Source organism: Roseateles hydrophilus, from assembly GCF_026712245.1.
Lineage (GTDB): Bacteria > Pseudomonadota > Gammaproteobacteria > Burkholderiales > Burkholderiaceae_C > Pelomonas > Pelomonas hydrophilus.
Genome location: NZ_JAPPUY010000001.1, coordinates 1339387 through 1365011 on the forward strand (window position 1 = coordinate 1339387; position 25625 = coordinate 1365011).

At 70.0% G+C, this 25625-nt stretch carries 23 protein-coding genes and 1 tRNA gene; 11 read left to right on the forward strand and 13 right to left on the reverse strand.

What is annotated here, in order from left to right; translation table 11 throughout:
* Positions 1-30 precede the first annotated feature (30 nt).
* Positions 31-303, reverse strand: coding sequence for a flagellar basal body rod protein (locus NYO99_RS05960; protein WP_268166175.1), 273 nt, complete (start codon positions 301-303; stop codon positions 31-33).
* A gap of 114 nt (positions 304-417) precedes the next feature.
* Positions 418-1350 (reverse strand): GGDEF domain-containing protein, encoded by a 933-nt coding sequence (locus tag NYO99_RS05965; protein WP_268166176.1) that lies wholly within the window; start codon positions 1348-1350, stop codon positions 418-420.
* Between the two features lie 125 nt (positions 1351-1475).
* Between NYO99_RS05965 and NYO99_RS05970 the strand changes: the two genes are divergently transcribed.
* A complete protein-coding gene (locus NYO99_RS05970) occupies positions 1476-4532 on the forward strand; it encodes an amidohydrolase family protein (protein WP_268166177.1) in 3057 nt (1018 codons plus the stop codon).
* Position 4533: 1 nt separating this feature from the next.
* Positions 4534-5865 carry an amidohydrolase family protein gene (locus NYO99_RS05975; protein ID WP_268166178.1) on the forward strand — a complete coding sequence of 444 codons (1332 nt, stop codon included), beginning with the start codon at positions 4534-4536 and terminating at the stop codon, positions 5863-5865.
* A 27-nt stretch (positions 5866-5892) separates the two neighbouring features.
* On the opposite strand, the gene sbcB is transcribed toward NYO99_RS05975, so the two are convergent.
* Positions 5893-7329 (reverse strand): exodeoxyribonuclease I, encoded by a 1437-nt coding sequence (gene sbcB, locus NYO99_RS05980; protein WP_268166179.1) that lies wholly within the window; start codon positions 7327-7329, stop codon positions 5893-5895.
* 98 nt (positions 7330-7427) lie between these two features.
* Between sbcB and NYO99_RS05985 the strand changes: the two genes are divergently transcribed.
* Both NYO99_RS05985 and NYO99_RS05990 read left to right on the forward strand, forming a co-directional pair.
* Entirely contained in the window at positions 7428-8216 is a 789-nt protein-coding gene (locus NYO99_RS05985) for a transporter (RefSeq protein WP_268166180.1), read from the forward strand.
* A 10-nt stretch (positions 8217-8226) separates the two neighbouring features.
* On the forward strand, positions 8227-9765 hold the full coding sequence (locus NYO99_RS05990) for a methyl-accepting chemotaxis protein (protein ID WP_268166182.1): 1539 nt from the start codon (positions 8227-8229) through the stop codon (positions 9763-9765).
* Positions 9766-9772: 7 nt separating this feature from the next.
* Here NYO99_RS05990 and NYO99_RS05995 read toward each other — a convergent pair whose 3' ends face one another.
* On the reverse strand, positions 9773-10906 hold the full coding sequence (locus NYO99_RS05995; protein WP_268166183.1) for a beta-ketoacyl-ACP synthase III: 1134 nt from the start codon (positions 10904-10906) through the stop codon (positions 9773-9775).
* An 82-nt stretch (positions 10907-10988) separates the two neighbouring features.
* Between NYO99_RS05995 and NYO99_RS06000 the strand changes: the two genes are divergently transcribed.
* Both NYO99_RS06000 and NYO99_RS06005 read left to right on the forward strand, forming a co-directional pair.
* Positions 10989-12296, forward strand: a complete 1308-nt coding sequence (locus NYO99_RS06000; RefSeq protein ID WP_268166184.1) for a DUF3422 family protein — start codon at positions 10989-10991, stop codon at positions 12294-12296.
* A 200-nt stretch (positions 12297-12496) separates the two neighbouring features.
* Positions 12497-13474: a GMP reductase gene (locus NYO99_RS06005; RefSeq protein ID WP_268166471.1), complete on the forward strand. Its 978-nt coding sequence runs from the start codon at positions 12497-12499 to the stop codon at positions 13472-13474.
* A 102-nt stretch (positions 13475-13576) separates the two neighbouring features.
* Here the strand turns inward: NYO99_RS06005 and NYO99_RS06010 are convergent, their stop codons facing one another.
* From NYO99_RS06010 to NYO99_RS06025, 4 genes are read right to left on the reverse strand one after another with little or no spacing between them, the layout of a single operon-like run.
* Positions 13577-14653 carry an ATP-binding protein gene (locus NYO99_RS06010; protein WP_268166185.1) on the reverse strand — a complete coding sequence of 359 codons (1077 nt, stop codon included), beginning with the start codon at positions 14651-14653 and terminating at the stop codon, positions 13577-13579.
* Entirely contained in the window at positions 14650-15381 is a 732-nt protein-coding gene (locus tag NYO99_RS06015) for a response regulator transcription factor (RefSeq protein ID WP_268166186.1), read from the reverse strand. Before NYO99_RS06015 ends, NYO99_RS06010 begins: the two co-directional genes overlap by 4 nt.
* Complete coding sequence (locus NYO99_RS06020) at positions 15359-15682, reverse strand: 4Fe-4S dicluster domain-containing protein (protein WP_268166187.1); 324 nt, start codon at positions 15680-15682, stop codon at positions 15359-15361. The genes NYO99_RS06015 and NYO99_RS06020 overlap by 23 nt, the downstream gene beginning before the upstream one ends.
* Entirely contained in the window at positions 15679-16095 is a 417-nt protein-coding gene (locus NYO99_RS06025) for a hypothetical protein (RefSeq protein ID WP_268166188.1), read from the reverse strand. The genes NYO99_RS06020 and NYO99_RS06025 overlap by 4 nt, the downstream gene beginning before the upstream one ends.
* Before the next feature lie 178 nt (positions 16096-16273).
* Here NYO99_RS06025 and NYO99_RS06030 point away from each other — a divergent pair, with 178 nt between their 5' ends.
* Entirely contained in the window at positions 16274-19087 is a 2814-nt protein-coding gene (locus tag NYO99_RS06030; protein ID WP_268166189.1) for a valine--tRNA ligase, read from the forward strand.
* Here NYO99_RS06030 and NYO99_RS06035 read toward each other — a convergent pair.
* Positions 19084-20037, reverse strand: a complete 954-nt coding sequence (locus NYO99_RS06035; RefSeq protein ID WP_268166190.1) for an NAD(P)-dependent oxidoreductase — start codon at positions 20035-20037, stop codon at positions 19084-19086. The two genes, NYO99_RS06030 and NYO99_RS06035, sit on opposite strands and share 4 nt — an antisense overlap.
* Positions 20038-20122: 85 nt before the next feature.
* On the opposite strand from NYO99_RS06035, the gene galU reads away from it, so the two are divergent.
* The gene (gene galU, locus NYO99_RS06040) at positions 20123-21016 is read left to right on the forward strand and encodes a UTP--glucose-1-phosphate uridylyltransferase GalU (protein ID WP_268166191.1); all 894 of its coding nucleotides are present in this window, start codon (positions 20123-20125) and stop codon (positions 21014-21016) included.
* A 28-nt stretch (positions 21017-21044) separates the two neighbouring features.
* Here galU and NYO99_RS06045 read toward each other — a convergent pair whose 3' ends face one another.
* From NYO99_RS06045 to cysM, 3 genes are read right to left on the reverse strand one after another with little or no spacing between them, the layout of a single operon-like run.
* Positions 21045-21272, reverse strand: a complete 228-nt coding sequence (locus NYO99_RS06045) for a sulfurtransferase TusA family protein (RefSeq protein ID WP_268166192.1) — start codon at positions 21270-21272, stop codon at positions 21045-21047.
* Between the two features lie 4 nt (positions 21273-21276).
* Positions 21277-21810 (reverse strand): NUDIX hydrolase, encoded by a 534-nt coding sequence (locus NYO99_RS06050; RefSeq protein WP_268166472.1) that lies wholly within the window; start codon positions 21808-21810, stop codon positions 21277-21279.
* 2 nt (positions 21811-21812) lie between these two features.
* Positions 21813-22709: a cysteine synthase CysM gene (gene cysM, locus NYO99_RS06055; RefSeq protein ID WP_268166193.1), complete on the reverse strand. Its 897-nt coding sequence runs from the start codon at positions 22707-22709 to the stop codon at positions 21813-21815.
* Between the two features lie 91 nt (positions 22710-22800).
* Here cysM and NYO99_RS06060 point away from each other — a divergent pair.
* Both NYO99_RS06060 and NYO99_RS06065 read left to right on the forward strand, forming a co-directional pair.
* Positions 22801-22885 (forward strand) — tRNA-Leu (locus NYO99_RS06060).
* 98 nt (positions 22886-22983) lie between these two features.
* Positions 22984-23562: a rhomboid family intramembrane serine protease gene (locus NYO99_RS06065; RefSeq protein WP_268166194.1), complete on the forward strand. Its 579-nt coding sequence runs from the start codon at positions 22984-22986 to the stop codon at positions 23560-23562.
* On the opposite strand, the gene NYO99_RS06070 is transcribed toward NYO99_RS06065, so the two are convergent.
* The gene (locus tag NYO99_RS06070; protein WP_268166195.1) at positions 23559-24419 is read right to left on the reverse strand and encodes an SDR family oxidoreductase; all 861 of its coding nucleotides are present in this window, start codon (positions 24417-24419) and stop codon (positions 23559-23561) included. The genes NYO99_RS06065 and NYO99_RS06070 overlap by 4 nt on opposite strands.
* A 151-nt stretch (positions 24420-24570) precedes the next feature.
* Here NYO99_RS06070 and NYO99_RS06075 point away from each other — a divergent pair, with 151 nt between their 5' ends.
* The gene (locus NYO99_RS06075) at positions 24571-25599 is read left to right on the forward strand and encodes a CDP-6-deoxy-delta-3,4-glucoseen reductase (protein WP_268166196.1); all 1029 of its coding nucleotides are present in this window, start codon (positions 24571-24573) and stop codon (positions 25597-25599) included.
* Positions 25600-25625 lie beyond the last annotated feature (26 nt).

Below are 25625 nucleotides of genomic sequence, written 5' to 3' on the forward strand. Positions count from 1 at the left end.
GCCGCTTGGTCGTGAGGAAGGCAGGCGCCGTCAGGCCTTGATGTCCAACAGCGCGCCGGTGGTGTTGAGCTGGGTCTGCAGTACCTTCAGGTTGGCAACGAAGGCGTAGGACGCTGACTGCTGCTCCACGACCTCATTGGCCGGGTTGATCTCGCGTTCGGGCGCTTTGTCCACGTTCGTCGGCTCCACACCGGGGCGCGCCTGATTGCTGCTGGCCAGGTTGGCGATGTTGGCCGCCGACGCGCGCAGCCGCTCATTGGCAGCGGAGATGCCGGACAGGGCGGTGGACAGCGGGACGTTCATGGCGATCAAGTCTTGGGGCGCTTGTGCCGTACATCGGCAGCGGTGCCATGAACTTTAGAACAAACGGCGAAAAACCTGTCGTTTCCGCCCTTTGCCAGGCCGCCCCGCGTGACTTCAGCCCGCCAATTCCTCGAAACCGCCGGCCGACACGAACACGCGCACGCTGTCGCCGCCGGCCGCCTTGGCCTCGGTGCAGGCCAGTGAGGCGGCGCCCAGCACGGCGTCCACCGTGCCCAGCGTTGCATGGATCTGCACGACACCCAGCGACGCCTTCACCCGCGTTCGGTGCAGGCCCCAGTGCAGCCGGTAGGAGGCCACTGCCGCGCGGATCTTCTCCGCGATGATCTGGGCGTAGTGCTGGTCGCAGTCGGGCAACAGGATGGCGAAGTGATCCTCCTCCATCCGCGCCACCAGGTCGGACGCCCGCACCTTGCCCGTCAGCATCTGGCCCAGCCCATAGAGGAAATGGTCGCCCACCTCGGCGCTCATGCCCTTCAGCACCTGGGCGAAGTGATCCACATCCAGCCACAGCACCGACACCGGCTCGTTGCGGCGGCTACCGACATGCTCGGACAGCCGGCGCTCGAACTCGCGGCGATTGGCGAGTTCCGTGACCGCGTCGTGCTTGGCCGTCCAGGTGGGCTGCAGGCGCTGAGCGCGCGCTGCGCTCACATCCTCGACGATCCACAGCGCCTCGCCCGCCGGCACCTGCCAGTTCAGTGGCGAGGCCTGCAGGCGGCCCCAGAAGCGGTGGCCGTCACGCTTCACATATTCGATTTCCTCATCCAGTGGCTGGCCGGACGCAAAAGCCGCCGCAGCACGCTCATGCAGGCCGGCATGCGCCAGCTCGGTCGTGTGCACGGTCCGCGTGCCCTGGCCGGCGAGGTCGCTGTCATCGCCGAAGCCGAACAGGTGGTTGAACTCGTCGCTGACGACCTCGAAGCGCTGGCCTGACACAAAGGCCACAGCGGTGGGCGCCCTCCCAAGCAAGGCACGCAGGCGTGCGGCGGTGGAATCCTCGACGGGGGCTGGGGCAGCACTGCTCATGGGGTCTCCAATGGAAATCTACTAAACCCGACTATCGCAGGACTGCCACATTTCGACCATGACGCACATCACGCCGTTAGAGTCTGCCGCTTCGCCGCCCCCAGGCGCCACCACGACGGGTGACCATGCGATTGTTGACTCTCTCCCTGCTCGCCTGCCTCAGCGGCGTCGCCCAGGCCCAGCAACTCAGTGAAACCCCTCAGGGCCTGCGCGATGGCACGCCACGCTGGCATGCACTGACCGGCGTGAAGCTGGTGTTGGAGCCCGGCCGCACGGTGGACAACGGCACGTTGGTGATGCGCGACGGCGTCATCGTCGCAGTGGGAGCGGACATCAAGCCGCCGGCCGGCGCGCGCGTCTGGCACTTGCCTGGGCGCACGGTCTACGCCGGCTTCATCGACGCGGCCAGCACAGTCGGCCAGGCCAAACTCGACGCCGCTCGGGGACGTAGCCTGACGCCCGCCCAGCGCTGGGTACGGGCGGACTTCCGCCAGTCCGCCGCGCTGGACATCCGCAACGACGAGCTGAAAGCCGCCCGCGAGCAGGGCTTCACCGCCGCACTCTCCATGCCGCCCGCCGGAGCCATCTTCCGCGGCCAGAGCGCGCTGATCAGCCTGCGCGACGGCGGCGACGCGCGCAGCCTCGTGCTCAGCGCCGACGTGGCCCAGCACCTCGCCCATGAGTACCAGACCATCGACTTCGACACCGGCGCGCGCAGCGGCACTGTCTACCCGACCTCGCTGATGGGCAGCATCGCGCTGCAACGCCAGACGCTGCTGAACAGCCAATGGGCCGCCGGCCCGGCGCCGGCTGGCGAGCGGCGTGAGTTCAATGCCAGCCTGCAGGCGCTGGCTCCGCTGCTCGCGGGGCGGCAGGTCGCCATCCACGAGGTGCTGGACGAAGAGGGTCTGCCGCGCGTGGCGCGCCTGCGCGACGAGTTCGGGCTGCGCCTGATCGCGCTGGGCAGCGGCGCCGAGTACCGCAAGGCCGCGCAGCTCAAGGCGCTGCGCCTGCCCGTCATCGTGCCGCTGGCCTTCCCGGCGGCACCGGAGGTGGAGCAGCCCGAGAGCGCGCTGGACGTGCCGCTGCACCAGTTGCAGCACTGGGAGCGGGCGCCCGGCAATGCGGCCGCGCTGCAGGCGGCGGGCGTGGAGTTCGCGATCGCCACGCATGGGCTGAAGGATGTGCGCCGCGAGTTCTGGCCGCGCCTGCGGCAGGCCGTGCAGCGCGGGTTGGCGCCCGACGCCGCGCTGGCCGCCCTGACCACCACACCCGCCCGGCTGCTGGGCCAGCCGCGCCTGGGCCGCCTGGCCGCCGGCCAGCTGGCCCATGTCGTCGTCGCCCACGGCGACCTGTTCACCAACGAGCACGCCGAAGTGGAGATGAGCTTCGTCGACGGCGAGCCGCTGGCCACCGACGCCTGGAGCCGCTTCGACGCACGCGGCAGTTGGACGGTGACACCGGCCGACGGCCCGGAGCAGCGCTGGCAGATCACCGGCACACGCGCGCGGCCTGTGCTGCGCGTGGACGGCCAGGCCTGCGAGCTCACGCAGCGCGGCCGCGAGCTGCTGCTGCGCTGGCCCTGCAACGGCGGGCACGCCCTGCGCTTGGAGGGTCGCGGCGACCAGCTGAGCGGCGCTCTGACACTGCCCGACGGCCGCACGCAGGCCTGGCGCGCCACGCGCACGGCCGCGCTGGAGGCGCCGCCACCCAAGCCATCCACGCCCATCGCGCTGGCGCCGGCCACCTACCCGGCCGGCGCCTTTGGCCGCACGGCCGCGCCGCCGCAACCGGCCGCCGTGCTGGTGCGCGGCGCCACGGTGTGGACGAGTGCGGCCGCCGGTGTGCTGCCGCAGACCGACCTGCTGGTGCGCGACGGCCGCATCGCCGCCATCGGCCGCGGGCTGGCGGCGCCCGCCGGCGCTGTCGTCATCGACGCTCAGGGCCTGCACCTGACGCCGGGCCTCATCGACGCCCACTCCCACACCGCCGTGCACCGTGGCATCAACGAGTTCGCACATTCCGTGACCGCCGAGGTGCGCATCGGCGATGTGCTGGACGCCACCGACATCAGCCTGTACCGCCAACTGGCCGGCGGCGTGACCACGTCCAACCTGCTGCACGGCTCGGCCAACGCCATCGGCGGCCAGAACCAGGTCATCAAGCTGCGCTGGGGGCTGGACGCCGACGCGCTGAAGTTCGACGGCGCGCGGCCGGGCATCAAGTGGGCGTTGGGCGAGAACGTCAAGCGTGCCAACGCACCCGCTGCCGCAGACAGCGAGCCCCGCTACCCGACCACGCGCATGGGCGTGGAGCAGGTCATGCGCGACGCGCTGCTGGCCGCACAGCGCTACCGCGAGCAGCGCCGCAGCCACCCCGCCATGCGCCGCGACCTGCAGCTCGACGCGCTGGTGGAGGTGCTGGAGCGCAAGCGCGTCATCCACATCCACAGCTACCGCGCCGACGAGATCCTGATGTTCACCGCGCTGGCGCGCGAGTTCGGCCTGGAGGTGGCGACCTTCCAGCATGTGCTGGAGGCCTACAAGGTGGCGCCCGAGATCGCCGCGCTGGGCGCCGGGGCCTCGGGCTTCTCGGACTGGTGGGGCTACAAGGTCGAGGTGCAGGATGCCATTCCCTACAACGGCGCCATGACCCAGAAGGCCGGCGTGCTCACCAGCTTCAACTCCGACAGCGACGAGCTGGCCCGGCGGCTGAACACCGAGGCCGCCAAGGCGCTGCGCTATGGCGGCAAGGCCTGGGGCCTGACGGAAGCGCAGGCGCTGGACTTCGTCACCATCAACCCGGCCCGGCAGCTGCGCATCGACCAGCGCGTGGGCTCGCTGGAGGTGGGCAAGGACGCCGACTTCGTGCTGTGGAGCGCGCACCCGCTGTCCAGCCAGGCGCGGGCCGAACAGACGTGGATTGATGGCCGGCGCTACTTCGACCGCCAGGAAGACGCACAGCTGCGTGAGCGCGACCGCGCCGAGCGCGAGCGGCTGGTGGCGCTGGCCCTGCCCGAGCGCCTGAAGGCGGCGCCGCCGGCCGAGGGGCGGCCCGCCACGCCGCTGGCCGCCGCGCTGGACCAGCTGGAGCTGCAGCGCTGGCTGCACGCGATGAACCGCGACCGCCACAGCTACTTCGGCGGCGACGCCTGGCATGAGTGCACCCTGGACGCGTACTGACATGAAGCTCACCCACTGCATCACCGCGCTCGCCGTTTCCTGGGCCACGCTCACCGCCCACGCCACACCGAACACACCACCGCCGCCCCAGCGCGAACCCCTGCTGCTTCGCAATGCCACGCTGCACCCGGTGAGCGGCCCCGCCATTCCCGGTGGCAGCCTGCTCATTGAGGGCGGCCGCATCCGTGCCATCGGCGGGGCCGACCTGCCGGCGCCGCCCGGTACGCGCACGCTGGACCTGGGCGGCCGCCATGTCTACCCCGGCCTGGTGGCCGCCCAGTCCAGCCTGGGGCTGGCGGAGATCCGCGCCGTCGCCGCCTCCACCGACACCGGCGAGGCCGGACCGCTCAACCCCAACGCCCGCGCGCTGGTGGCCTTCAACGCCGACAGCGAGCTGCTGCCCGTCACCCGTGGCGGCGGCGTGCTCGCGGCGCTGTCAGTGCCCGAGGCCGGCCGCAACGGCATGATCGCTGGCACCTCCGCGCTGCTGCAGCTGGAGGGCTGGAACTGGCAGGACATGGCCCTCACGCCCGAGTTCGCGCTGCACATCGTCGTGCCGCGCCTGCGGCTGAACAGCGCCCTCTTCCCCGGCCAGCCCGAGGCCCGGCTGGCCGAGATCCGGCGCTCCACCGAGGCCAGGCTCAAGCTGCTGGACGACGCGTTCGAGTCCGCCAAGGCCTACGCGCTGGCCCGCGCGGCCGACCCGGCCACGGCCGTGGACACGCGCTGGGAGGCCATGCGCCCGGTGCTGCCCGCCGCACCGGGCCGCGCGCCGGCCCGGCCGGTGGTCATGCATGCCGACGACCTGGCGCAGATCCGCTTCGCGCTGGACTTTGCCGCGCGCCACGGCCTGAAGCTCATCCTCAGCGGCGGTGCCGACGCCTGGCGCGTGGCAGACACGCTGCGCGAGCGGCAGGTGCCGGTCATCGTCACCGGCCTGCTGCGCCTGCCCATGCGCCGCGACGACCCGCCGGACGCCCTCTTCAGCCTGCCGGCCCGGCTGGCCGCGGCCGGCGTGCAGTTCTGCATCGCCGAGGGCGGGCGCGACTCGTCCAACGCCCGCAACCTGCCTTTCGAGGCCGCGCATGCGCGGGCCTACGGGCTGTCGCCGGCCGACGCGCTGAAGGCCGTCACGCTCTACCCGGCACAGATCCTGGGCGTGGCCGACCGGCTGGGTTCACTGGAGGTGGGCAAGCTGGCCAACCTCTTCGTCGCCGACGGCGACCCGCTGGAGCCGAGCACGCGCATCGAGCAGGTGTTCGTCCAAGGCCGCGAGGTGCCACTCAGCGACCGGCAGACCGCGCTGCGCGACAAATACCTGCAGCGGCGCTGACGCGCCCGCGCGCGCGCCGGCCCCGCGCTAGGGCGCGATCTGTTCGGCGTAGTCGTACAGCGCGCCGAGGATGGCCTGGCTGCGCTCGTCCTCGGCCGTCTCGCCGAGCTGGTCGATGCGCTCCATGAACGCCGCCAGCGTCTGCGCGCCACCTTGTCCCTCATGCAGCCTCGCCGCGCAGTGGGCCTGCCAGCGCTCGGCCTCCTCGGTCGACAGGCTGGCCGGAAAGTTGCGAGCCCGCCAGCGGAAGACGAGCTCGTCCAGCCGCGCATCCTGGAAGGCCAGCTTGCCCTGGGCGGCGCGCTCGGCCAGCTGTTCCGGCGGCGTCGAGCGCACGCGGTTCAGCGCGCGCCGGTCCTCGTTGCCGATGAAGCCGCCGTAAAGATCCTCGTCCACATCCGCCGCTTCGAACGGCTCGCGCTGGAACACGTCGGCCCACAGGCCATCCAGCAGCCGGCCCTGCGCGGCCAGCAGTTGCGCGTTAGCCAGCTGTGCCTCCACGTCCAGCCCCCAGCGCTCGGCCATCGCCGGGCTCAGCGTCTTCAGGTTGCTGATGACGATGGGGCTCTTGTTGACGTGGATGGTCTTGATCGGCAGGCGCGTGACGCCTTCAGGCAGCGCGTCCTGCTTGGTGAACATGCGCTCGCGGATGGCGGCGGCGTTCAGCGTCAGCAGCTCGCTCGGATCGGCAGCGCAGTCCCACACGATGAGCTCGTTCTTGTTCGTCGGGTGCGGCGCCAACGGCCACACCAGCGCGATGCAGCCACGATCCGGCCCGTACATGCCGGACACATGCAGGAAGGGCTTGCCCACGCCGATCTCGTCCCACACAGCCTGCTTGTTGCGCAGCTTCACACAGAAGTCCCACAGCTTGGGCTGGGCCTGGCGCAGCTTGCGCGCTAGCGCCACGGTCGCGCGCACGTCGGACAGCGCGTCGTGCGCAGCCTCGTGGGCCACGCCGTTGGCCACCGTCAGGTGCTCCAGCTTGAAGCTGGGGCGACCGTCCTCATGCTTCGGCCACGCCAGGCCGTCGGGCCGCAACGCGTAGGCGCAGCGCACGACGTCCAGCAGGTCCCAGCGGCCGCAGCCGTTCTGCCATTCACGGGCATAGGGGTCGATGAGGTTGCGCCAGAACAGGTGGCGCGTCACCTCGTCGTCGAAGCGGATGGAGTTGTAGCCCACGCCCACCGTGCCCGGCAGCGCCAGCACCGTCTCGATGGCGGCGGCGAACTCGTGCTCGGGCACACCGCGCTCCAGGCAGTGCTGGGGCAGGATGCCGGTCAGCAGGCAGGACTCGGGGTCGGGCAGCGCGTCAGGCGCGGGCTGGCAATACAGCATCAGCGGCTCGCCGACCTCGTTGAGCTCGGCATCGGTGCGCAGCCCGGCGAACTGCGCCGGGCGATCGCGGCGGGGCACGCGGCCGAAGGTTTCGTAGTCGTGCCAGAAGAAGCTCAGCGTGTTCATGTTGTCACGATAGCGCAAGGCCTGACACGCAACGCTCGCCATCCCGCCTCAGCTTGGCTAGAGTGCGGCGGTCAGGCGATGGAATCAGGGAGCTCGATATGAAGACCCGTTCTGTGCTAACCGCCGGGCTGATGGCACTTGTCGCCACGGCCCACGCCGACGAAGAACCGCTGGCGACCGATCGCCCGGACTTCGTCGAATCCAGCGATGTTGTCGGCCGCGGCCGTGTGCAGCTGGAGACAAGCCTCGCCTGGGACCGTGACCGACAGGGCGGCATGCGTGTGCGTACCGCCAGCACGCCCACCTTGTTGCGCATGGGCGTCAGCGCGCAGTGGGAGCTGCGGCTGGAAACCGATGGACGGCTGCGTCAGCACACCACAGAGGCGGGTGTCAGCGTGCGCGAGCGCGGCTGGTCAGACCTGTCGGTCGGTGCGAAATGGCACCAACAGGACGGCGACGAGGAGCGCGGCAAACCGGGCATCGCCTGGCTCATGCACGTGGACGTCGACAGCGGCTCCGGCGTCTTCCGGGGCCAGGGCTTGCGCCCGTCGCTGCGCATGGTCGCCGAGTGGGAACTGGCGGGCGGCTGGTCAGTCGGTGTGATGCCCGGTCTGTATCGCGACCGCAATGACGACGGACGCCGCTACACCGGCGCCATCCTGGCTGCGGTGGTCGGCAAGTCACTCACCGAGCAGACGCGCGTGTTCGTGGAGTTGGCCGGGCAGCAGCTCACCAGCGCACGCAACGGCGGGCGTGTGATCTCGCTGGATGCCGGTGTGGCCTACCTGCTCAGCCGCGATCTGCAGCTGGACCTGGCCGTGGCGCGGGGACTGACCGCGCAGACACCGGATTTCTCATGGACGGTGGGCCTGTCCACCCGCTTCTGAGGAGGCTTGCATGAACCTCAACATCCGCAGGCGCCTGATGGCACTGAGCCTGATGGGCACCTTCTTCGTCGCGTTCGTCGGTGCGGTAGGCCATGTCGAGCTGGGCGATATGGCGGATGCCGCCGCAGCCGGCGTGCGCGCGGAACACGCGCTGCGCGCCCAGCTGGAGGCGGACATGATGCACGACGCACTCCGAGCCGACGTGCTGCGAGCGGTGCTCGGTGGCGTCAAGGGCCAGGCTGATGAAGTCAGCGCCGTACAAAAGGACGCCGCAGAGCATGTGCAGGAGTTCCGCGCGCACATGGAGACGCTCAAATCCTTGAGCCTCAGTCGCGAGATCGATGCTGCGGTGACCAAGGCACAGGCTGGCCTGGCGGCCTACATCAGCAGCGGCAATGAAGTCATCGCGCTGGCCGGCCGCGAACTGCCTGCCGCCGAAGCCAAGCTGCCGGCCTTCCAGGCAGCCTTCAAGGCGCTGGAGCAGGAGATGGGCGAGCTCAGCGACCTGATCGCTGCCTACGCCCGCGCCAGCGAAGCGGATGCCGACGCCGCGGCAACGCGCGCCAAGCGACTGCTCATCGGTGCCACGCTGGTGGGCGCTGCCCTGCTGCTGGGCCTGAACATCGCGACGGCTCGCAGCATCTCGCTGCCGCTGCACCGGGCCGTTCGCCATATGCAACGCGTCGCGGCGGGCGACCTGAGCCGCCACATCGAAGGCCACGACCGTGATGAAACCGGCCAACTGCTCACTGCGCTGGAACAGATGGGCATGGGCCTGGCCCACATCGTCGGTCAGGTGCGCGCCAGCGCAGATTCCATCGCGACCGGCTCCGCCGAGATCGCTGTCGGTAACACCAGCCTGAGCCAGCGCACGGAAGAGCAGGCCAGCAGCCTGGAGCAGACAGCATCGGCGATGGAAGAGCTGACGACGACGGTGCGCAACAACGCCCAGATCGCCCACCGCGCCAGCGAGATGGCGCAGTCAGCCGCCTTGGTTGCGCAGCGCGGCGGCGAGGCGGTCAGCGAGGTGATTGCCACGATGGGCGACATTGCCACCAGTTCCCGCCGCATCGCCGACATCATCGGCGTCATCGACGGCATTGCCTTCCAGACCAACATCCTCGCGCTCAACGCGGCCGTCGAGGCGGCACGAGCCGGCGAACAGGGTCGGGGCTTCGCGGTCGTGGCGTCGGAGGTGCGCGCGCTGGCGCAGCGGTCGGCCACGGCCGCGCACGAGATCAAGGACCTGATCGGCAGCAGCGTGTCACGCGTGGAGGCCGGTACGGCCCAGGTCGATCACGCCGGTGAAACGGTGCGCAGCATCGTTGACGAGGTCAACAAGGTCAGCGCGCTGATCGCGGAGATCAGCGATGCCAGCAGCTCCCAGAGCGACGGCATCGAGCAGGTGGGCTCGGCCGTCACGCTGCTGGACCAGATGACGCAGCAGAACGCAGCGCTGGTGGAACAGAGCGCTGCGGCGGCCGAAAGCCTGAAGGAGCAGTCCGCCCGGCTGGCCGAGCTGGTGACGCGCTTCAAGCTGCCCGGCTGAGCCGCGCTCAGCGCTTTCTGACGACGACGCTGCCGATGGAGTAGCCGGCGCCGAAGGAGCAGATCACGCCCGCATCGCCGGCCTGCAGGTCGGCGCGGTGGTGGTGGAAGGCGATGATGGAGCCCGCCGACGCGGTGTTGGCGTACTCGTCCAGGATCAGCGGTGCGATCTCGCTGCCGGCATCGGCGCCCACCAGCTTCTTGATGACCAGCTGGTTCATGCCCTGGTTGGCCTGGTGCAGCCAGTAGCGGCGCACCTGGGGCGGGGCCAGGTCCAGCTTGCCCAGGTGGGTCTCGATGTGGGCCGCTGCCATCGGCACCACTTCCTTGAAGACCTTGCGACCCTCTTGGTAGAAGGTCAGGTCACGCGCGTCGGGGTCGCGGTCCTCGGCGCGGTTCATGAAGCCGAAGTTGTTGCGGATGTTGCTGCTGAACTGCGTGGCCAGCTGCGTGCCGAGAATTTCCCACTGGTCCGGGCCGGTGGCGGTGTCGGCCCGCTCGACGATGAGCGCCGTGCAGACGTCGCCGAAGATGAAGTGGCAGTCGCGGTCGCGCCATTCCAGGTGGGCCGACGTGATCTCGGGGTTCACCACCAGCACGCACTTGGCAGAGCCGGTACGCACGGCGTTGAAGGCCTGCTCCAGCGCGAAGGTGGCCGACGAGCAGGCCACGTTCATGTCGAAACCGTAGCCGCCCGCGCCCAGCGCCTGCTGGATCTCGACGGCCATGGCCGGGTAGGCACGCTGCATGTTGGCGCTGGAGCACAGCACAGCGTCGATGTCGGCACCGGTCTTGCCCGCCTGCGCGAGGGCCTGCTTCGCCGCGTCGACGGCGATCTCGGCCATCAGCGAGATCTCGCTGTCGCCGCGCGGCGCGAAGCGCGGGTACATGCGCGCCGGGTCCAGCACGCCGTCCTTCTCGATGACGTAGCGCTGCTTGATGCCCGAGGCCTTCTCGATGAACTCGACGCTGGAATGCGTCATGGCCGGCCGCGTGCCGGCCGCGATCGCGTCGGCGTGCAGCGCGTTCTGGCGGTCGGCGTAGGCATTGAAGGCCTCGACCAGCTCGGCATTGGTGATGACGTGCGGCGGGCGGTACAGGCCGGTGCCGGAGATGACGACCGGCGGGAATGATGCTTGCATGAGGAGGACGCCCTGCTGATGTACGAAGCCTGAAATTTTATCGAGCCAAAGTGGGGCGCTCTCTACGCACTAGCCTGGGGCCATGAACGAAGACCGCCTGCTTCCTCCCGACGACGCGCTGCGCCTGACGCTGCACAACGAAGTGCACGCCCGGCCACCGGCGCGCATCCGGCTGCCGGCCGTCATCGTCAACGTGGCCGTGCTCAACGCCGGCATCAGCGGTGCCGACGAGCATGCCCACCTGCGCCGCCTGCCCGGCCAGCAGGCCCTGCCCGAGGAGGCGCTGGCCGCCAACTTCCTGCGCCTGCGCTGCGGCGACTTCTCGCTGAAGTGGGAGCGCCACGCAGAGTTCACGCGCTACGCCGTCGTCCAGCCCCTGCCGGCCGACGCCGAGCCCGGCGCGCAGACGCTGGACGCCCTGCCCCTGCGCGTGGCGCCCGAGTGGCTGGCTCGCATCCCGGGCCGCACATTCGCGGCCATCAAGCTGGTGATGATCGAGCGGGCGCTGACCTTCGCGCCCAGCGCACTGGCCGAGGCGCAGGCCTGGTTCGGTGCGCACGCGGTCGTCGCCTCCACCATGGGCGGACATTCGCTGGTGGTGACCGACTTCCAGCTGCGCGGCACCGGCTTCGAGCACCTCGTGGTGCTGGCCGAGCCCGGCACGCCCGAGACGCGGGCCGGCCGCATCTGCCAGCGCCTTCTGGAACTGGAGACCTACCGGCTGATGGCGCTGCGCGGCCTGCCGGCAGCCAAGTCACTGGGCGGCACGCTGGCCGAGGTGGAGGCCACGCTGGCCGCCATCACCGCGCGGCTGCAGGCGCACGCCGCGTCCGAGGCCGAACTGCTGGACGACCTGATCTCCACTGCCGCGCGCGTGGAACACGCGACCGCCGAGCACCAATACCGCTTCAGTGCCACGCAGGCCTACCACGCCATCGTCGAGACGCGCCTGGCCGAGCTGCACGAGGGCAAGGTGGCGGGCACGCAGACGCTGGGCGAGTTCATGCAGCGCCGGCTGTCACCCGCCATCGCGACCGTCAGCGCCACGGCGCAGCGGCTGGCCAGCCTGTCGCAGCGCATCTCGCGGGCGAGCGCGCTGCTGCGCACGCGCGTGGATATCGCGACCGAGGCGCAGAACCAGCAGTTGCTGGCCCAGTTGGGCGATGGCCAGCGCACCCAGCTGCGCATGCAGGCAACGGTGGAGGGGCTGTCGCTCGCGGCCATCACCTACTACGTCGTCAGCCTGCTGCTGTACTTCTTCAAGGCACTGAAGGCCGAGGGCTGGCTGCCGGTGGCGCCGGAGCTCGCAGCGGGCGCGGCCATCCCGTTCGTGCTGGCGGGCGTCTGGTGGACGACGCGGCGCATCCACCGCCGCTTCTTCAGCCACTGAGACTGCGTAGAATCAATCACCGGGCCCAAATTTTGTCTTCGGCCCGGCGCGTCGCGCCTTAACTTCGCCAGCGAAGTGAGCCTGCGACGCGACGGCCTCCCCGGCCGTCGAGGGCGCCCGCCCTCTTGCCGAAGCAAGTCAAGCTGCTCGCAGCCCAGGTCGTGCACTGCCTCAACGCACGCCGCTTTGCGATCTTGAACATGGAAATCTTCGACTACGACAACATCCTGCTGCTGCCGCGCAAGTGCCGCGTGGACAGCCGTGCCGACTGCGACACCTCGGTGCAGTTCGGCCCGCACCGCTTCAAGCTGCCGGTCGTGCCGGCCAACATGAAGACGGTGGTGGACGAGCCCATCACGGAACTGCTGGCCCGCAGTGGCCACTTCTACGTGATGCACCGCTTTGACCTGGACAGCCTGGCCTACGCCCGCGACATGCGTGGCAAGGGCCTGATCGTGTCCCTGAGCGTGGGCGTGAAGCCGGCCGACTACGCGCTGGTGGACCAGCTTGCCGCTGAAGGCGTGGGCGCCGACTACCTGACCATCGACATCGCCCACGGCCATGCCGAGAGCGTGCAGCGCATGATTGCCCACATCAAGCAGCGCCTGCCCGACACCTTCGTCATCGCCGGCAACGTCGGCACGCCGGAGGGCGTCATCGACCTGGAAAACTGGGGCGCCGACGCCACCAAGGTGGGCGTGGGCCCGGGCAAGGTCTGCATCACGCGGCTGAAGACCGGCTTCGGCACGGGCGGCTGGCAGCTGTCGGCGCTGAAGTGGTGCGCCCGCGTCGCCACCAAGCCCATCGTGGCCGATGGCGGCATCCGCCATCACGGCGACATCGCCAAGAGCGTGCGCTTCGGCGCCAGCATGGTGATGATCGGCTCGCTGTTCGCCGGCCACGAGGAGTCCCCAGGCCAGACGGTGGAGGTCGACGGCAAGCGCTACAAGGAGTACTACGGCTCGGCCAGCGACTTCAACAAGGGCGAGTACCGGCACGTGGAAGGCAAGCGCATCCTGGAGCCGGTCAAGGGCCGCTTCGCTGACACGCTGCGCGAGATGCAGGAAGACCTGCAGAGCTCTATCTCCTATGCCGGCGGCACGCAATTAACCGACCTGAAGAAGGTGAACTACGTGATCCTGGGCGGAGAGAACGCGGGCGAACATTTGTTCATGTGACCGCCGCAAGCGGGCACCGAGCGCGTAGCGCGATGCCCGCGTTTCGGCTCAGCCAAAACGCGGGCGAACACTTGTTCATGTGACCGCCCCCGGCGGGCACCATCAGCGCAGCGTCAGCGCCGCCTCGAAACCGGGCCCGACGTTGCGCAACTCCAGCCGGCTGCCGTGCGCCTCGGCCACCAGCCGGCACAGGCACAGCCCCAGCCCCACGCCGCCGCCGTGGCGGCTGCGGGCCGCATCCGGCCGGTAGAAGGGCTGGCCCAGCTGCGCCAGCGACTCCGGCGGCACGCCAGGCCCGAAATCGCGCACCGTCAGGCGCACGCCGTCGCCCGCGCGGGCCAGCGTCAGCTGCACCTCGCCCAGCGCGGCATCGTTGTGGCGCAGCGCGTTCTGCACGAGGTTGCGCAGGCACAGCTGCATGCGCAGGCCGTCCAGCTTCAGCCGCGGCAGGCCAGCCTCGATGTGCAGGGCCACACCCGGCTGGGCCTGCTCGCGCGCCAGCGCCGCCAGGTCGCAGTCCGCCAGCGACAGCGCGCGGTGCCCCACGCCCAGCCGCTCGCTCTCCAGCAGCGCGCTGATGAGGTCGCGCATCTGCGCCAACTCGTCCAGCAAGGCGTCCCGCGAGCTGCCCTCATCCACCATCTCGGCATGCAGCCGGGCCCGCGTCAGCGGGCTGCGCAACTCGTGGCTCAGCGCCAGCAGCAGCGCCCGCTTGCCGTCCAGCATGGCCTGGATGTCGGCGGCCATCTGGTTGAAGCGCCGCGCCAGGTCGCCGATCTCGTCACCATGGATGACGGGCACGCGGTGCGAGAACTCGCCGCGCCGGAAGGCCTCGGCCCCCAGGGCCAGCGCGTGCAGCGGCTGCACCATGTGGCGGATGGCACCGAAGGCCAGGCCCGTGACGAGCAGCAGCGCCGGCACGGCCCAGAGCAGGCCGGCCGCGCTGTCCTCCGACCACCACAGGATGGCGCTACTCGCGCAGGCCAGCACGATGAACACGGCGATCAAGCGTGCGCCCAGGGAATGGTTGAAGCGCCTGTGCTGGTGGTGCCAGCGCTGGTGCCACCGGTGCCGCACGCGCCAGCGGTATTCCCAGTCGCGGTTCATGCGCCGCGCGCGCTTGGCCTTCATGCGGTCGCAGCGCTCGCGCCAGCGGTGGTCGTAGGGGTGCGGCTTCACGTCATCGCTCCGGCGCCCCTGGCGCGCGCCGGCAGCGCAAAGCAGTAGCCGGCATTGCGCAGCGTCTTCAGCGCCGCCAGCGGCTCCAGCTTGCGGCGCAGCCGGCTCACGAGGATGTCCACGGCCCGCGTGTAGAGCTCCGCCTCCTGGCCACGCAGGCGGTTCAGGATGTCGTCGCGCGAGAAGACGCGGCCGGGCTCGCGGGCCAGCATCAGCAGCAGTTCGTACTCGGTGCCGGTCAGCTCGACAAGGCCGCTCGCGCCGCGCACCTCGCGGCGCGTCGTGTCGATCTCCAGGCCGTCGAAGCACAGCTTGCTGGCCGATGCCGGTGGGGCCGGCGCCACCGGCGCCGCCAGGCGCGTGCGGCGCAGGATGGTCTGCAGCCGCGCCGCCAGCTCGCGCGGCTCGAAGGGCTTGGGCAGGTAATCGTCAGCGCCCAGCTCCAGGCCAACGACGCGGTCGGTCAGGTCGCCGCGGGCGGTCAGCATCAGGATGGGGATGTCGCGCCAAGCGTCGGCGCCGGCGCGCAACCGCTTGCAGAACTCGAAGCCGTCCATCTCGGGCAGCATGCCGTCCAGGATGAGCGCATCGAAGCGCTCGTCGGCCAGCCGGGCCTGCGCGGCGCTGGGCCGCGTCACGGCCTCCAGCTGGAAGTCGAAGCGAGCCAGGTACTGCCGCAGCGGCCCGGCCAGCGCCTCATCGTCATCAATCAGCAGCAATCGGTGCATGGGCCGGATTATTCGTGTCGGCCGCCACCAGCGTGATCGCGCGCTCGGGGCAGGCGCCGACGCAGCGGCCACAGGCATGGCAGTCCTGCGGCTGGACGGCGAAGGCCTGGCGCCAGTCGTGCGCCCAGCCGCGCAGCTGGCCGCTCAGGCTGAGCGCGCGGCGATCGAACAGGCCCAGCGTGCCCAGCGCCAGCACGCCCTGCGGACAGGCCACGACGCAATCACCCGCGCCCTCGCAGCGGTTGCGGTCGATGTGCGGCAGCCAGCGCTGCGGCGCCGCGATGGCGTTCGTGCCGCTCATGCGCGGGCGCTCCTCGCCGGCCCCAGCGTGCTGCGCAGGGCCTGGCGCTGCGCGCCGTTGAGCGATTCGAAGAACTCCGCGAACGCGTTGACCAGGCCGGGCCCGGCCGCGCCCAGTGCCGCCAGCCGCGCGTCGACCAGCTGCGCCGCTGCCTCGCGCGGGAACTGCTCATGGGCCAGGAAGCCGGCCAGCTCGGGGCCTTGCACCAGCTGCCGGAACGCATCACGCTGCTGCTGCAGCTGCGCCAGCCAGGCGCCCAACCGGCGTGTCTGCTCTTCGTCCAGCGCGAGACGCGCGCCCAGGCGGGCCATCAGCAGGTGGGCGAAGCCGTCGCCGTGGCGGCCCAGCCGGTGGCCCTGCCCGAAGTGGTGGCGAAACTCTCGCTGGGCCTGCCAGCGGCGGAGGAAGTTCATGGCGATGCACGGGAGGGTGGGAGTGGTCGTCATGATTGCGTTCGGGCCCGCGCGGCACATCTCGCCGGGGTATCGCCGGGTTTCGTTTTGTATCGGGGGCGACCCTTAAAATCGTCGGCTCCCCTCCCCTGAGACATGCACCGCGCACGCCGCGCGGCGCGCCAGCCGAGACCTGCCCGTGACCGAACTCGCCAAGTCCTTCGAACCCGCCGCCCTGGAAGCCCATTGGGGCCCGAAGTGGGAATCTGCCGGCCTGTACGCGCCGACCCTGGACCCGGCCAAGCCCTCGTTCAGCATCCAGCTGCCGCCGCCCAACGTGACGGGCACGCTGCACATGGGCCACGCCTTCAACCAGACGGTGATGGACTCGCTGACGCGCTACCACCGCATGCTGGGCCACAACACGCTGTGGGTTCCGGGCACCGACCACGCCGGCATCGCCACGCAGATCGTCGTCGAGCGCCAGCTGCAGGCCGCCGGCCAGAGCCGCCACGATCTCGGCCGCAAGAACTTCGTCGCCCGCGTGTGGGACTGGAAGCAGGAGTCCGGCAACACCATCACCAGCCAGATGCGCCGCCTGGGCGACTCGGTGAGCTGGGGCCACGAGTACTTCACGATGGACGAAAAGCTCTCGAGCGTCGTCGTCGAGACCTTCGTGCGCCTGTTCGAGGAAGGCCTGATCTACCGTGGCAAGCGCCTGGTGAGCTGGGACCCCATCCTGCAGTCCGCCGTGTCGGACCTGGAAGTGGCCTCCGAAGAGGAGGACGGCTCGCTGTGGCATATCCGCTACCCACTGGCCGACGGCTCAGGCTCGCTGGTCGTCGCGACGACCCGACCGGAAACGATGCTGGGCGACGTGGCCGTCATGGTCCACCCCGAGGACGAACGCTATGCCGCGCTGATCGGCAAGCTCGTCAAGCTGCCGCTGACGGACCGCGAGATCCCGGTCATCGCCGACGACTACGTGGACCGCGAGTTCGGCACCGGCGTCGTCAAGGTCACGCCGGCGCACGACACCAACGACTACGCCGTCGGCCAGCGCCATAAGCTGCCGATGATCTCGGTGCTGGACCTGCAGGCTCGGATCAACGATCAAGCCCCCGAGGCCTACCGCGGGCTGGACCGCTTCGTCGCCCGCAAGAAGATCGTCGCCGACCTGGAGGCCCTGGGCCTGATGGTCGAGATCAAGAAGCACAAGCTGCAGGTGCCGCGCTGCGAGCGCACCGGCCAGGTCATCGAGCCCATGCTGACCGACCAGTGGTTCGTCGCCGTCACCAAGCCCGGCGCCGATGGCACCAGCATCGCCGACAAGGCAATTGCCGCCGTCGACACCGGCGCGGTCAAGTTCCACCCTGAGCAGTGGGTCAACACCTACAACCACTGGATGGGCAACCTGCAGGACTGGTGCATCTCGCGCCAGCTGTGGTGGGGCCACCAGATCCCGGCCTGGTACGGCACGGGCGGCGAGCTGTTCGTCGCGCGCAGCGAGGACGAGGCGCGCGCCAAGGCCACCGCCGCCGGCTACACCGGTGAACTCACCCGCGATCCGGACGTGCTGGACACCTGGTACTCGTCCGCGCTGGTGCCCTTCTCCACGCTCGGCTGGCCCGAGAAGACGCTGGAGCAGGAGCTGTTCCTGCCGTCGTCGGTGCTCGTCACGGGCTACGACATCATCTTCTTCTGGGTCGCCCGGATGATCATGATGACGACCCACTTCACCGGCAAGGTGCCGTTCAAGGACGTCTACATCCACGGCCTGGTGCGCGACTCGCAGGGCCAGAAGATGAGCAAGTCCGAAGGCAATGTGCTGGACCCGGTCGACCTGATCCAGGGCTGCGACCTGGACACGCTGACGGCGAAGTCCACCGTCGGCCTGCGCAAGCCCGAGACGGCACCCAAGGTGGCCGCCCGCGTGAAGAAGGAGTTCCCGGAAGGCATGCCGGCCTACGGCGCCGACGCGCTGCGCTTCACCATGGCCAGCTACGCGTCCCTCGGCCGCAACATCAACTTCGACACCAAGCGCTGCGAGGGCTACCGCAACTTCTGCAACAAGCTCTGGAACGCGACGCGCTTCGTGCTGATGAACACCCAGGGCCAGGACTGCGGCCTGACCGAAGCGCAAGGCCACTGCCCGCCGGGCTACAACAAGTTCAGCCAGGCCGACCGCTGGATCGTCAGCGAGCTGCAGCGCGTGGAAGCCGCGGTGGCCCAGGGCTTTGCCGAGTACCGCCTGGACAACGTCGCCAACAGCATCTACAGCTTCGTCTGGGACGAGTACTGCGACTGGTACCTGGAAATCGCCAAGGTGCAGATCCAGACCGGCGATGAGGCGCAGCAGCGCGCCACGCGCCGCACGCTGATCCGCGTGCTGGAGACGACGCTGCGCCTGCTGCACCCGATTGCCCCCTTCATCACCGAAGAGCTGTGGCAGACCGTGGCGCCGGTGGCCGCCCGCAAGACCGTGGACTACCTCGGCCAGGCGCCCTACCCCGTCGCCCAGCCCGAGCGCATCGACGCGGCGGCCGACGCCTGGATGGCGCAGCTGAAGGAAGTCGTCGGCACCACGCGCAGCCTGCGCAGCGAGATGGCGCTGAGCCCGGCCGAGCGCGTGCCGCTGCTGGTGGGCGGCGACCTGTCCTTCCTGTCCGAAGCCGCCGCCGTGCTGAAGGTGCTGGCCAAGCTGAGCAGCGTCGAGCTCATCGCCGACGAGGCTGAGTTCACGAAGCAGAGCGCCACGGCACCCGTGCTGGTGCATGGCGCGGCCAAGCTGGCGCTGAAGGTGGAGATCGACGTCGAGGCCGAGCGCGCCCGCCTGACCAAGGAGGCCACGCGCCTGGAAGGCGAGATCACCAAGGCCGAGGCCAAGCTCGGCAACGAGAGCTTCGTCGCCCGCGCGCCCGCCGCCGTTGTGGAGCAGGAGCGCGCTCGCGTGGCCGGCTTCAAGGAAACCGTCGCCCGCCTGCGCGAGCAGCTGGCCCGGCTGCCGGCCTAAGCGCGGTAGTAGTCCACCGCCGGCGGCGGTGCCGCCGCCGTGCGGCTGCGTGGCGGCATCAGCAGCTCGTCGATGGCCCGGGCCACGGCCCAAGCCGCACGCACGCGCGACTCGCGCGTCGTGCCGGCCACGCGCGGCGTGACCTGCAGGTTGGCCAGCCCATTCAATGGCCGCCCGCCCTCCAGCCAGCCCGGTTCCAGGCTGTCGAACCACGCGGCCCGCAAGCGCCCGCTGCGCAGCGCCTGCATCAGCGCCACCTCGTTGACGAGGCTGGACTGGCTCACGCCCACCAGCACCTGCTCGGGCTTGGCGATCTCCAACTGCCGCTCGCCCACCAGGCCACGGAAGCGCTCGAAGTACGGCAGCAGCAACACCAGGCCGTCGCTCTGCTCCATCAGCTCGCTGAGGCTGACCGCCTCGATGCCCCAGCGCAGCCAGGTCGAATCACTGGGATGGGCCGCCGGGTCGTAGCCGATCACCCGCGTGCCGAAGGCCTGCAGCAGCTGCGTCAACACCTGGGCCGTCGGCGTCAGGCCCAGCAGACCCACCGTGGCACAGCCCAATTCACGGCCGACCCGCAGGCCATCGCTGCCTTCCACCGGCAGGCGCCTGAGCAGGCTGAGCAGCGCGCCGATCACGAACTCCGCCTCGGCGCTGGCCGTGGATGCCTGTGAGCGCACCACCTCCACGCCCGCCTTGCGGCAGGCCTCCATGTCGATGTTCTCGGCACCACCACTGGCGCGGCCGATGGCGCGCAGCACCCGGGCCCCGTGCAGCAACTCCGCATCGACCCGCACGCCCGGCGGCGCCACCAGCGCCCGCGCGTGTTGCAGCGCATCGGCCAGCGCCTCGTGGTCGCCGACGAGCTCGGGCGCGAAACGCGCGTCGTGCCGCTCGGCCAGCCACTGCACGACATCGGCCTCCAGCGGCTCCAGGATCAGAACGGTCATTGCTTGTTGTGCCCAACTCGAGGGTCAAAACCGTCACATGTCGCATGACAGAATCCCGGCGCCCTCATCTGAAAACAGTGTACCCATGGCCTCCCTGCCCCGTTCGCCGATCACCAAAGCCATCTTTCCGGTCGCCGGGCTGGGCACTCGCTTCCTGCCGGCCACCAAGGCCCAACCCAAGGAGATGCTGCCGGTCGTCGACAAGCCGCTGATCCAGTACGCGGTCGAGGAAGCCTACGAGGCCGGCGTGCGCGAGATGATCTTCGTGACCGGCCGCCACAAGCGCCCCATCGAAGACCATTTCGACATGACCTTCGAGCTCGAGGTGGCGCTGGAGAACGCCGGCAAGCAGGAGCTGCTGGACGTGGTGCGCAGCGTCAAACCCAACGACATGGAATGCATCTACGTGCGCCAGGCGCAGGCGCTGGGCCTGGGCCACGCCGTGCTGTGTGGCCAGCGGCTGGTGGGCAACGAGCCCTTCGCCGTGCTGCTGGCCGACGACCTGATGGTGGGCCCGCAGCCCGGCCGCGGCATCCTGAAGCAGATGGTGGAGCAGTTCGCCGACTGGCGCGCCTCCATCCTGGCCGTGCAGGAGGTGCCGGCCGAGCACACGCGCCGCTACGGCATCGTGGCGGGCATTCAGGTCAACGACAAGCTCGTGGACGTGAACCGCATCGTCGAGAAGCCCGCGCCGGAAGACGCGCCGTCGCGCCTGGGCGTCGCTGGCCGCTACATCCTGACGCCTGGCGTTTTCCACGAGATCGCCAACCAGCCGCGAGGCGTGGGCGGCGAGATCCAGCTGACCGACGGCATCGCCGGCCTGCTGCGCCGCGAAAAGGTGTTCGCCTACCGCTACGAAGGCAAGCGCTACGACTGCGGCAGCAAGGAAGGCTTCCTGCAGGCCAACGTCGAACTCGCATTGGCCCACGCGCAGCTGGGCCCGGGGTTCAAGGAATTCCTGCAGGGCCTCGCACTCTGAGGAAGTCAGCCCCGCTGCGGGCGCTGCTTCAGCGCCGCCGCAGCACGTGGATGAACTCGGCGCCAGCCGTCTCCTGCTGCACGAGTTCATTGCCCGTCTGACGCGCAAAGGCCTGGAAGTCGCGCAAGGAGCCGGGGTCAGTCGCGACGACCTTCAACAGCTCGCCGCTGTGCATTTCCGCCAGCGCCTTCTTGGCCTTCAGGATGGGCAGCGGGCAATTCAGCCCCCGGGTGTCGATCTCGCGTTGAACGTCCATCTCGTCATTCTCGCTTGAGGTCCATCCACTGCGGCTCGATGCCGCGCGAGCGCAGCCAGGTGGCCAGCGCCTGGCCCGTGCCCTGCGGCCAGCACAGCACTTTCTCCGGCGCGATCAGCTTGTACTCCGCCAGCTCGGGCGACAGCCGGATCTCGCCGCGGGCGGCCGCGTGGTAGGCAATGATGACCTGGTTCATGCGCTGGAAGTCCCAGACGCCCAGCAGCTGCAGGCGGTCGACCTGCAGCGACGTTTCCTCCGCGATCTCGCGGCGGATGCCGTCTTCCGGCGTCTCACCCGCCTCCATGAAGCCGGTGATGAGGCCGAAGAAGCGCCCCGGCCAGGCGGCATTGCGCGCCAGCAAGACCTGGCCCTCGCGGTCCGTGCATTCGATGACGGCGGCCAGCACCGGCGTCGGGTTGTTCCAGTGCGTCCAGCCGCAGGCCGGGCAGCGCAGCCGCGTCTTGTCGCCGCCGTCCTCGGCCAGCGTGATCGCGGCCAGCGGCGTCGCGCAGTCGGCGCAAAAGCGCGGCGCCTGCATGCTCACGCCGGAAACACGCCGGTGGAGAGATAGCGGTCGCCGCGGTCGCAGACGATGAACGCGATGGTCGCGTTCTCGACCTGCTTGGCGATCTGCAGCGCCACCCAGCACGCCCCCGCCGCCGAGATGCCGGCAAACAGTCCCTCCTCACGTGCCAGGCGGCGGGCCATGTCCTCGGCGTCGGCCTGGCTCACCAGCACCAACTCGTCCACGCCCTTCGGGTCGTAGATCTTGGGCAGGTAGGCCTCGGGCCACTTGCGGATGCCAGGGATGCGCGAGCCCTCGGCGGGCTGCGCGCCGACGATGCGCATGGCCGGGTTCTTCTCCTTCAGGAAGCGCGACGTGCCGGTGATGGTGCCAGTCGTGCCCATCGCGCTGACGAAGTGCGTGATGCGCCCGCCCGTGTCGGCCCACAGCTCGGGGCCGGTGGTTTCGTAATGCACACGCGGGTTGTCGGCGTTAGCGAACTGATCCAGCACGCGCCCCTTGCCTTCGCGGGCCATCTGCTCGGCCAGGTCGCGGGCGTACTCCATGCCGCCGGTCTTGGGCGTCAGGATGAGTTCGGCGCCAAACGCCTTCATCGTCTGCGCGCGTTCGATGGACAGGTCCTCCGGCATGATCAGCACCATGCGGTAGCCGCGGATGGCCGCGGCCATGGCCAGCGCGATGCCGGTGTTGCCGGAGGTGGCCTCGATCAGCGTGTCGCCGGGCTTGATCTCGCCGCGCTCCTCGGCGCGCTTGATCATGCTGATGGCCGGGCGGTCCTTCACGGAGCCGGCCGGGTTGTTGCCCTCCAGCTTGGCCAGGATCACGTTGCCGCGCGTGTCGGCGCCGGGCAGGCGCTGCAGGCGCACGAGCGGCGTCTTGCCGATGACGTCTTCGAGGGTCGGGTAACTCATGGCGGCGATTGTGGCAGCGAGCCCGAGACCCAGCCTCAACGAGTGCATAATGCGCCCCTCGCTGCAATGGCGAGATCGCAGTTTCCGACGGGCCCGGGTGGCGAAATCGGTAGACGCAGGGGACTCAAAATCCCCCGCCGCAAGGTGTGCCGGTTCGAGTCCGGCCCCGGGCACCAGACGAAACGGCGCGCCAGCACCCCTGGCATACACTCAAGCGGTAAGCATCGGCCCTCCCGATTGCGACGCGCCCTCCCCGGCGCCCTGCCGCGACTCCATGCCTCCGCTGCCTCCGGTCACCAAAGCCTTCATCCTGGCTTGCGTCGGTGTCTTCTGCTTCTTCGTCCTGTTCCCATCGCTGGCCTTCTGGTTCGAGCTGTGGCCGCTGCAATCCGGCGCCTTCCTGCCCTGGCAGCCGCTGAGCTATGCCTTCCTGCACGGCGACTTCATGCACCTGCTGTTCAACATGCTGGGCCTGTGGATGTTTGGCGGCGAGTTGGAACGCGTCTGGGGCGCTCGCCGCTACACGCAGATCCTGCTGGCCAGCACGCTGAGCGCCGCTGCCATTCAACTGGCGTTCACCTGGGCCATCGGCACCAACGCCCCCACGGTCGGCGCCTCGGGTGCGATCTTCGGGCTGCTGCTGTCTTTCGGCATGCTGTTCCCCAACCGCATCATCGTGCCGCTGATCCCGCCCATCCCGATGAAGGCCAAGTACTTCGTCGCGATCTTCGGCGGGCTGGAACTGGTGTTGGGCTTCAGCCGCGCCAGCGGCATCGCCCACTTCGCCCACCTGGGCGGCATGCTGGGCGCGTGGCTGCTGATCCGCCACTGGCGCTCGTCGCGCCGTCGTTAAAGCCCGTCGGCCGGCGTCGGGTGGCGCAGCGCCAGCCGCAGTTCGCGCTTGAGCCGGCCGTTGGCAATGCGGCGTGACTCGCTCCAGAAGCTCAGCGCCATTGGCCCCATGCGCTCGGCGGCCTCGGCGCGCGTGATGCGCGCGGGACGCGGCAGGCCAGACAGGTCAGCAGCCAGATCGAAGTAGTCGCCCATCAGCAACTGGCTGTCGTCGCACACGTTGACGGCCCGCTGCGGCAGGCCGCGCAGCAGCGCCAGCACGCAGGCGCGAGCCAGGTCGTCGGCGTGGATGTGGTTGGTGAACACATCGTCCTCGCGCCGCAGCACCGGTGTGCCACGCGCCAGCCGCTCGCGCGGATGGCCGCCCTCGCGGTCGGGCGCGTAGATGCCGGGGATGCGTAGCAGGCTTACGCGCGTGCCGTGGCGGCGGCCGAAGGCGCGCAGCTGCGCCTCGGCATCGACGCGGCGGGCGGCGCGGTCCGTCATCGGGTTCAGCGCCCGCGTCTCGTCAATGCGCGCGCCGCCGCAGTCGCCGTAAACGCCCGTGGTGCTGCCGTACACCAGCACCCGCGGCGGGCGGCGCGCCAGCGCGGCGAGCAGATGCCGCGTGCGTTCGTCGGTGTGGCCGTCGCGCGCAGGGGGCGCCAGGTGCAGCACGCAGTCGGCCAGGCCGGCCAGGCGGCCCAGCGTGGCGGGCTCGTCGAGGTTGCCGAGCAGCGGCACGACGCCCGCAGCCCGCAGGCCCTCCGCACGGGCCGGCGTGGACGTCAGCGCCGTCACGCGCCAGCGGCCGGCCAGCTGTTTGACGACGCGCAAGCCCACGTCGCCGCAGCCAATGATGAGGAGTCGGGGGGTCATGTCAGCGGTGCCCGGCCGCCCGAAACCGCTGACGCGCCCCCTCGGGGAGGCAGCGAACGGCGTGAGCGTGGGGCCATGTCCTGGTCGGGCAAAATGGCAGGCAGTCTACGGCCCCGGACTTCAGCGCGGGGCCGCTTGCTTTCCTGAGCCCATGTCCTACCAGATCACCATCCAGCCCGCCGGCCGCGTCTACACCACCGACGGCGACGACACCCTGCTCGCCGCCGCCATCCGCAACGGCGTGGGCCTGCCCTACGGCTGCAAGGACGGCGCCTGCGGCTCCTGCAAGAGCAAGCTGCTGGAAGGCAGCGTCGTGCACGGCAACCACCAGGCCAAGGCGCTGTCGGCCGAGGAAGAGGCCGCCGGCTTCGTGCTGACCTGCTGCGCCCGCCCGCAGACCGACTGCACGCTCGAAGCCCGCACCGTGCCCGGCGCTGGCGAGTTCCCGGTGCTGAAGCTGCCCACGCGCGTGGCGGCGATGACGCGCCCCGCGCCCGATGTCGCCGTGCTGACCATGCAGCTGGCCGCCAACCAGAACTTCCAGTTCCGCGCCGGCCAGTACGTCGAGTTCATCCTGCGCGACGGCGCTCGCCGCAGCTACTCGATGGCCAACGCGCCGCACTCGCTGCCGGGCCAGATCGAGCTGCACATCCGCCACATGCCCGGCGGCAAGTTCACCGATCACGTGTTCGGTGCGCTCAAGGAGAAGGACATCCTGCGCATGGAAGGCCCGTTCGGCAGCTTCTTCCTGCGCGAGGACAGCGCCAAGCCCATCGTGCTGCTGGCCAGCGGCACGGGCTTCGCGCCCATCAAGGCCATCATCGAGCGCGCCCGCCACATCGGCTCCACCCGCCCCATGGTGCTGTACTGGGGCGCCCGCAAGCAGGCCGACCTGTACCTGAGCGACTGGGTGGCCCAGCAGGCCGCCGAGTGGCCCACGCTGAGCTATGTGCCGGTGCTGTCCGAGCCCGACGCAGGCTGGGCGGGCCGCACCGGCTTCGTCCACCAGGCCGTCATGCAGGACCTGCCGGACCTGTCCGGCCACCAGGTCTACGCCTGCGGTGCGCCCATCATGGTGGAGTCCGCACACAAGGATCTCGTCGCGCAATGCCAGCTGCCGGACGGCGAGTTCTACGCCGACGCCTTCACCTCTGAAGCAGACAAACATGTCGGCGCGTAGCGCCGCCCTGTTTGCAGTGAAGGGTC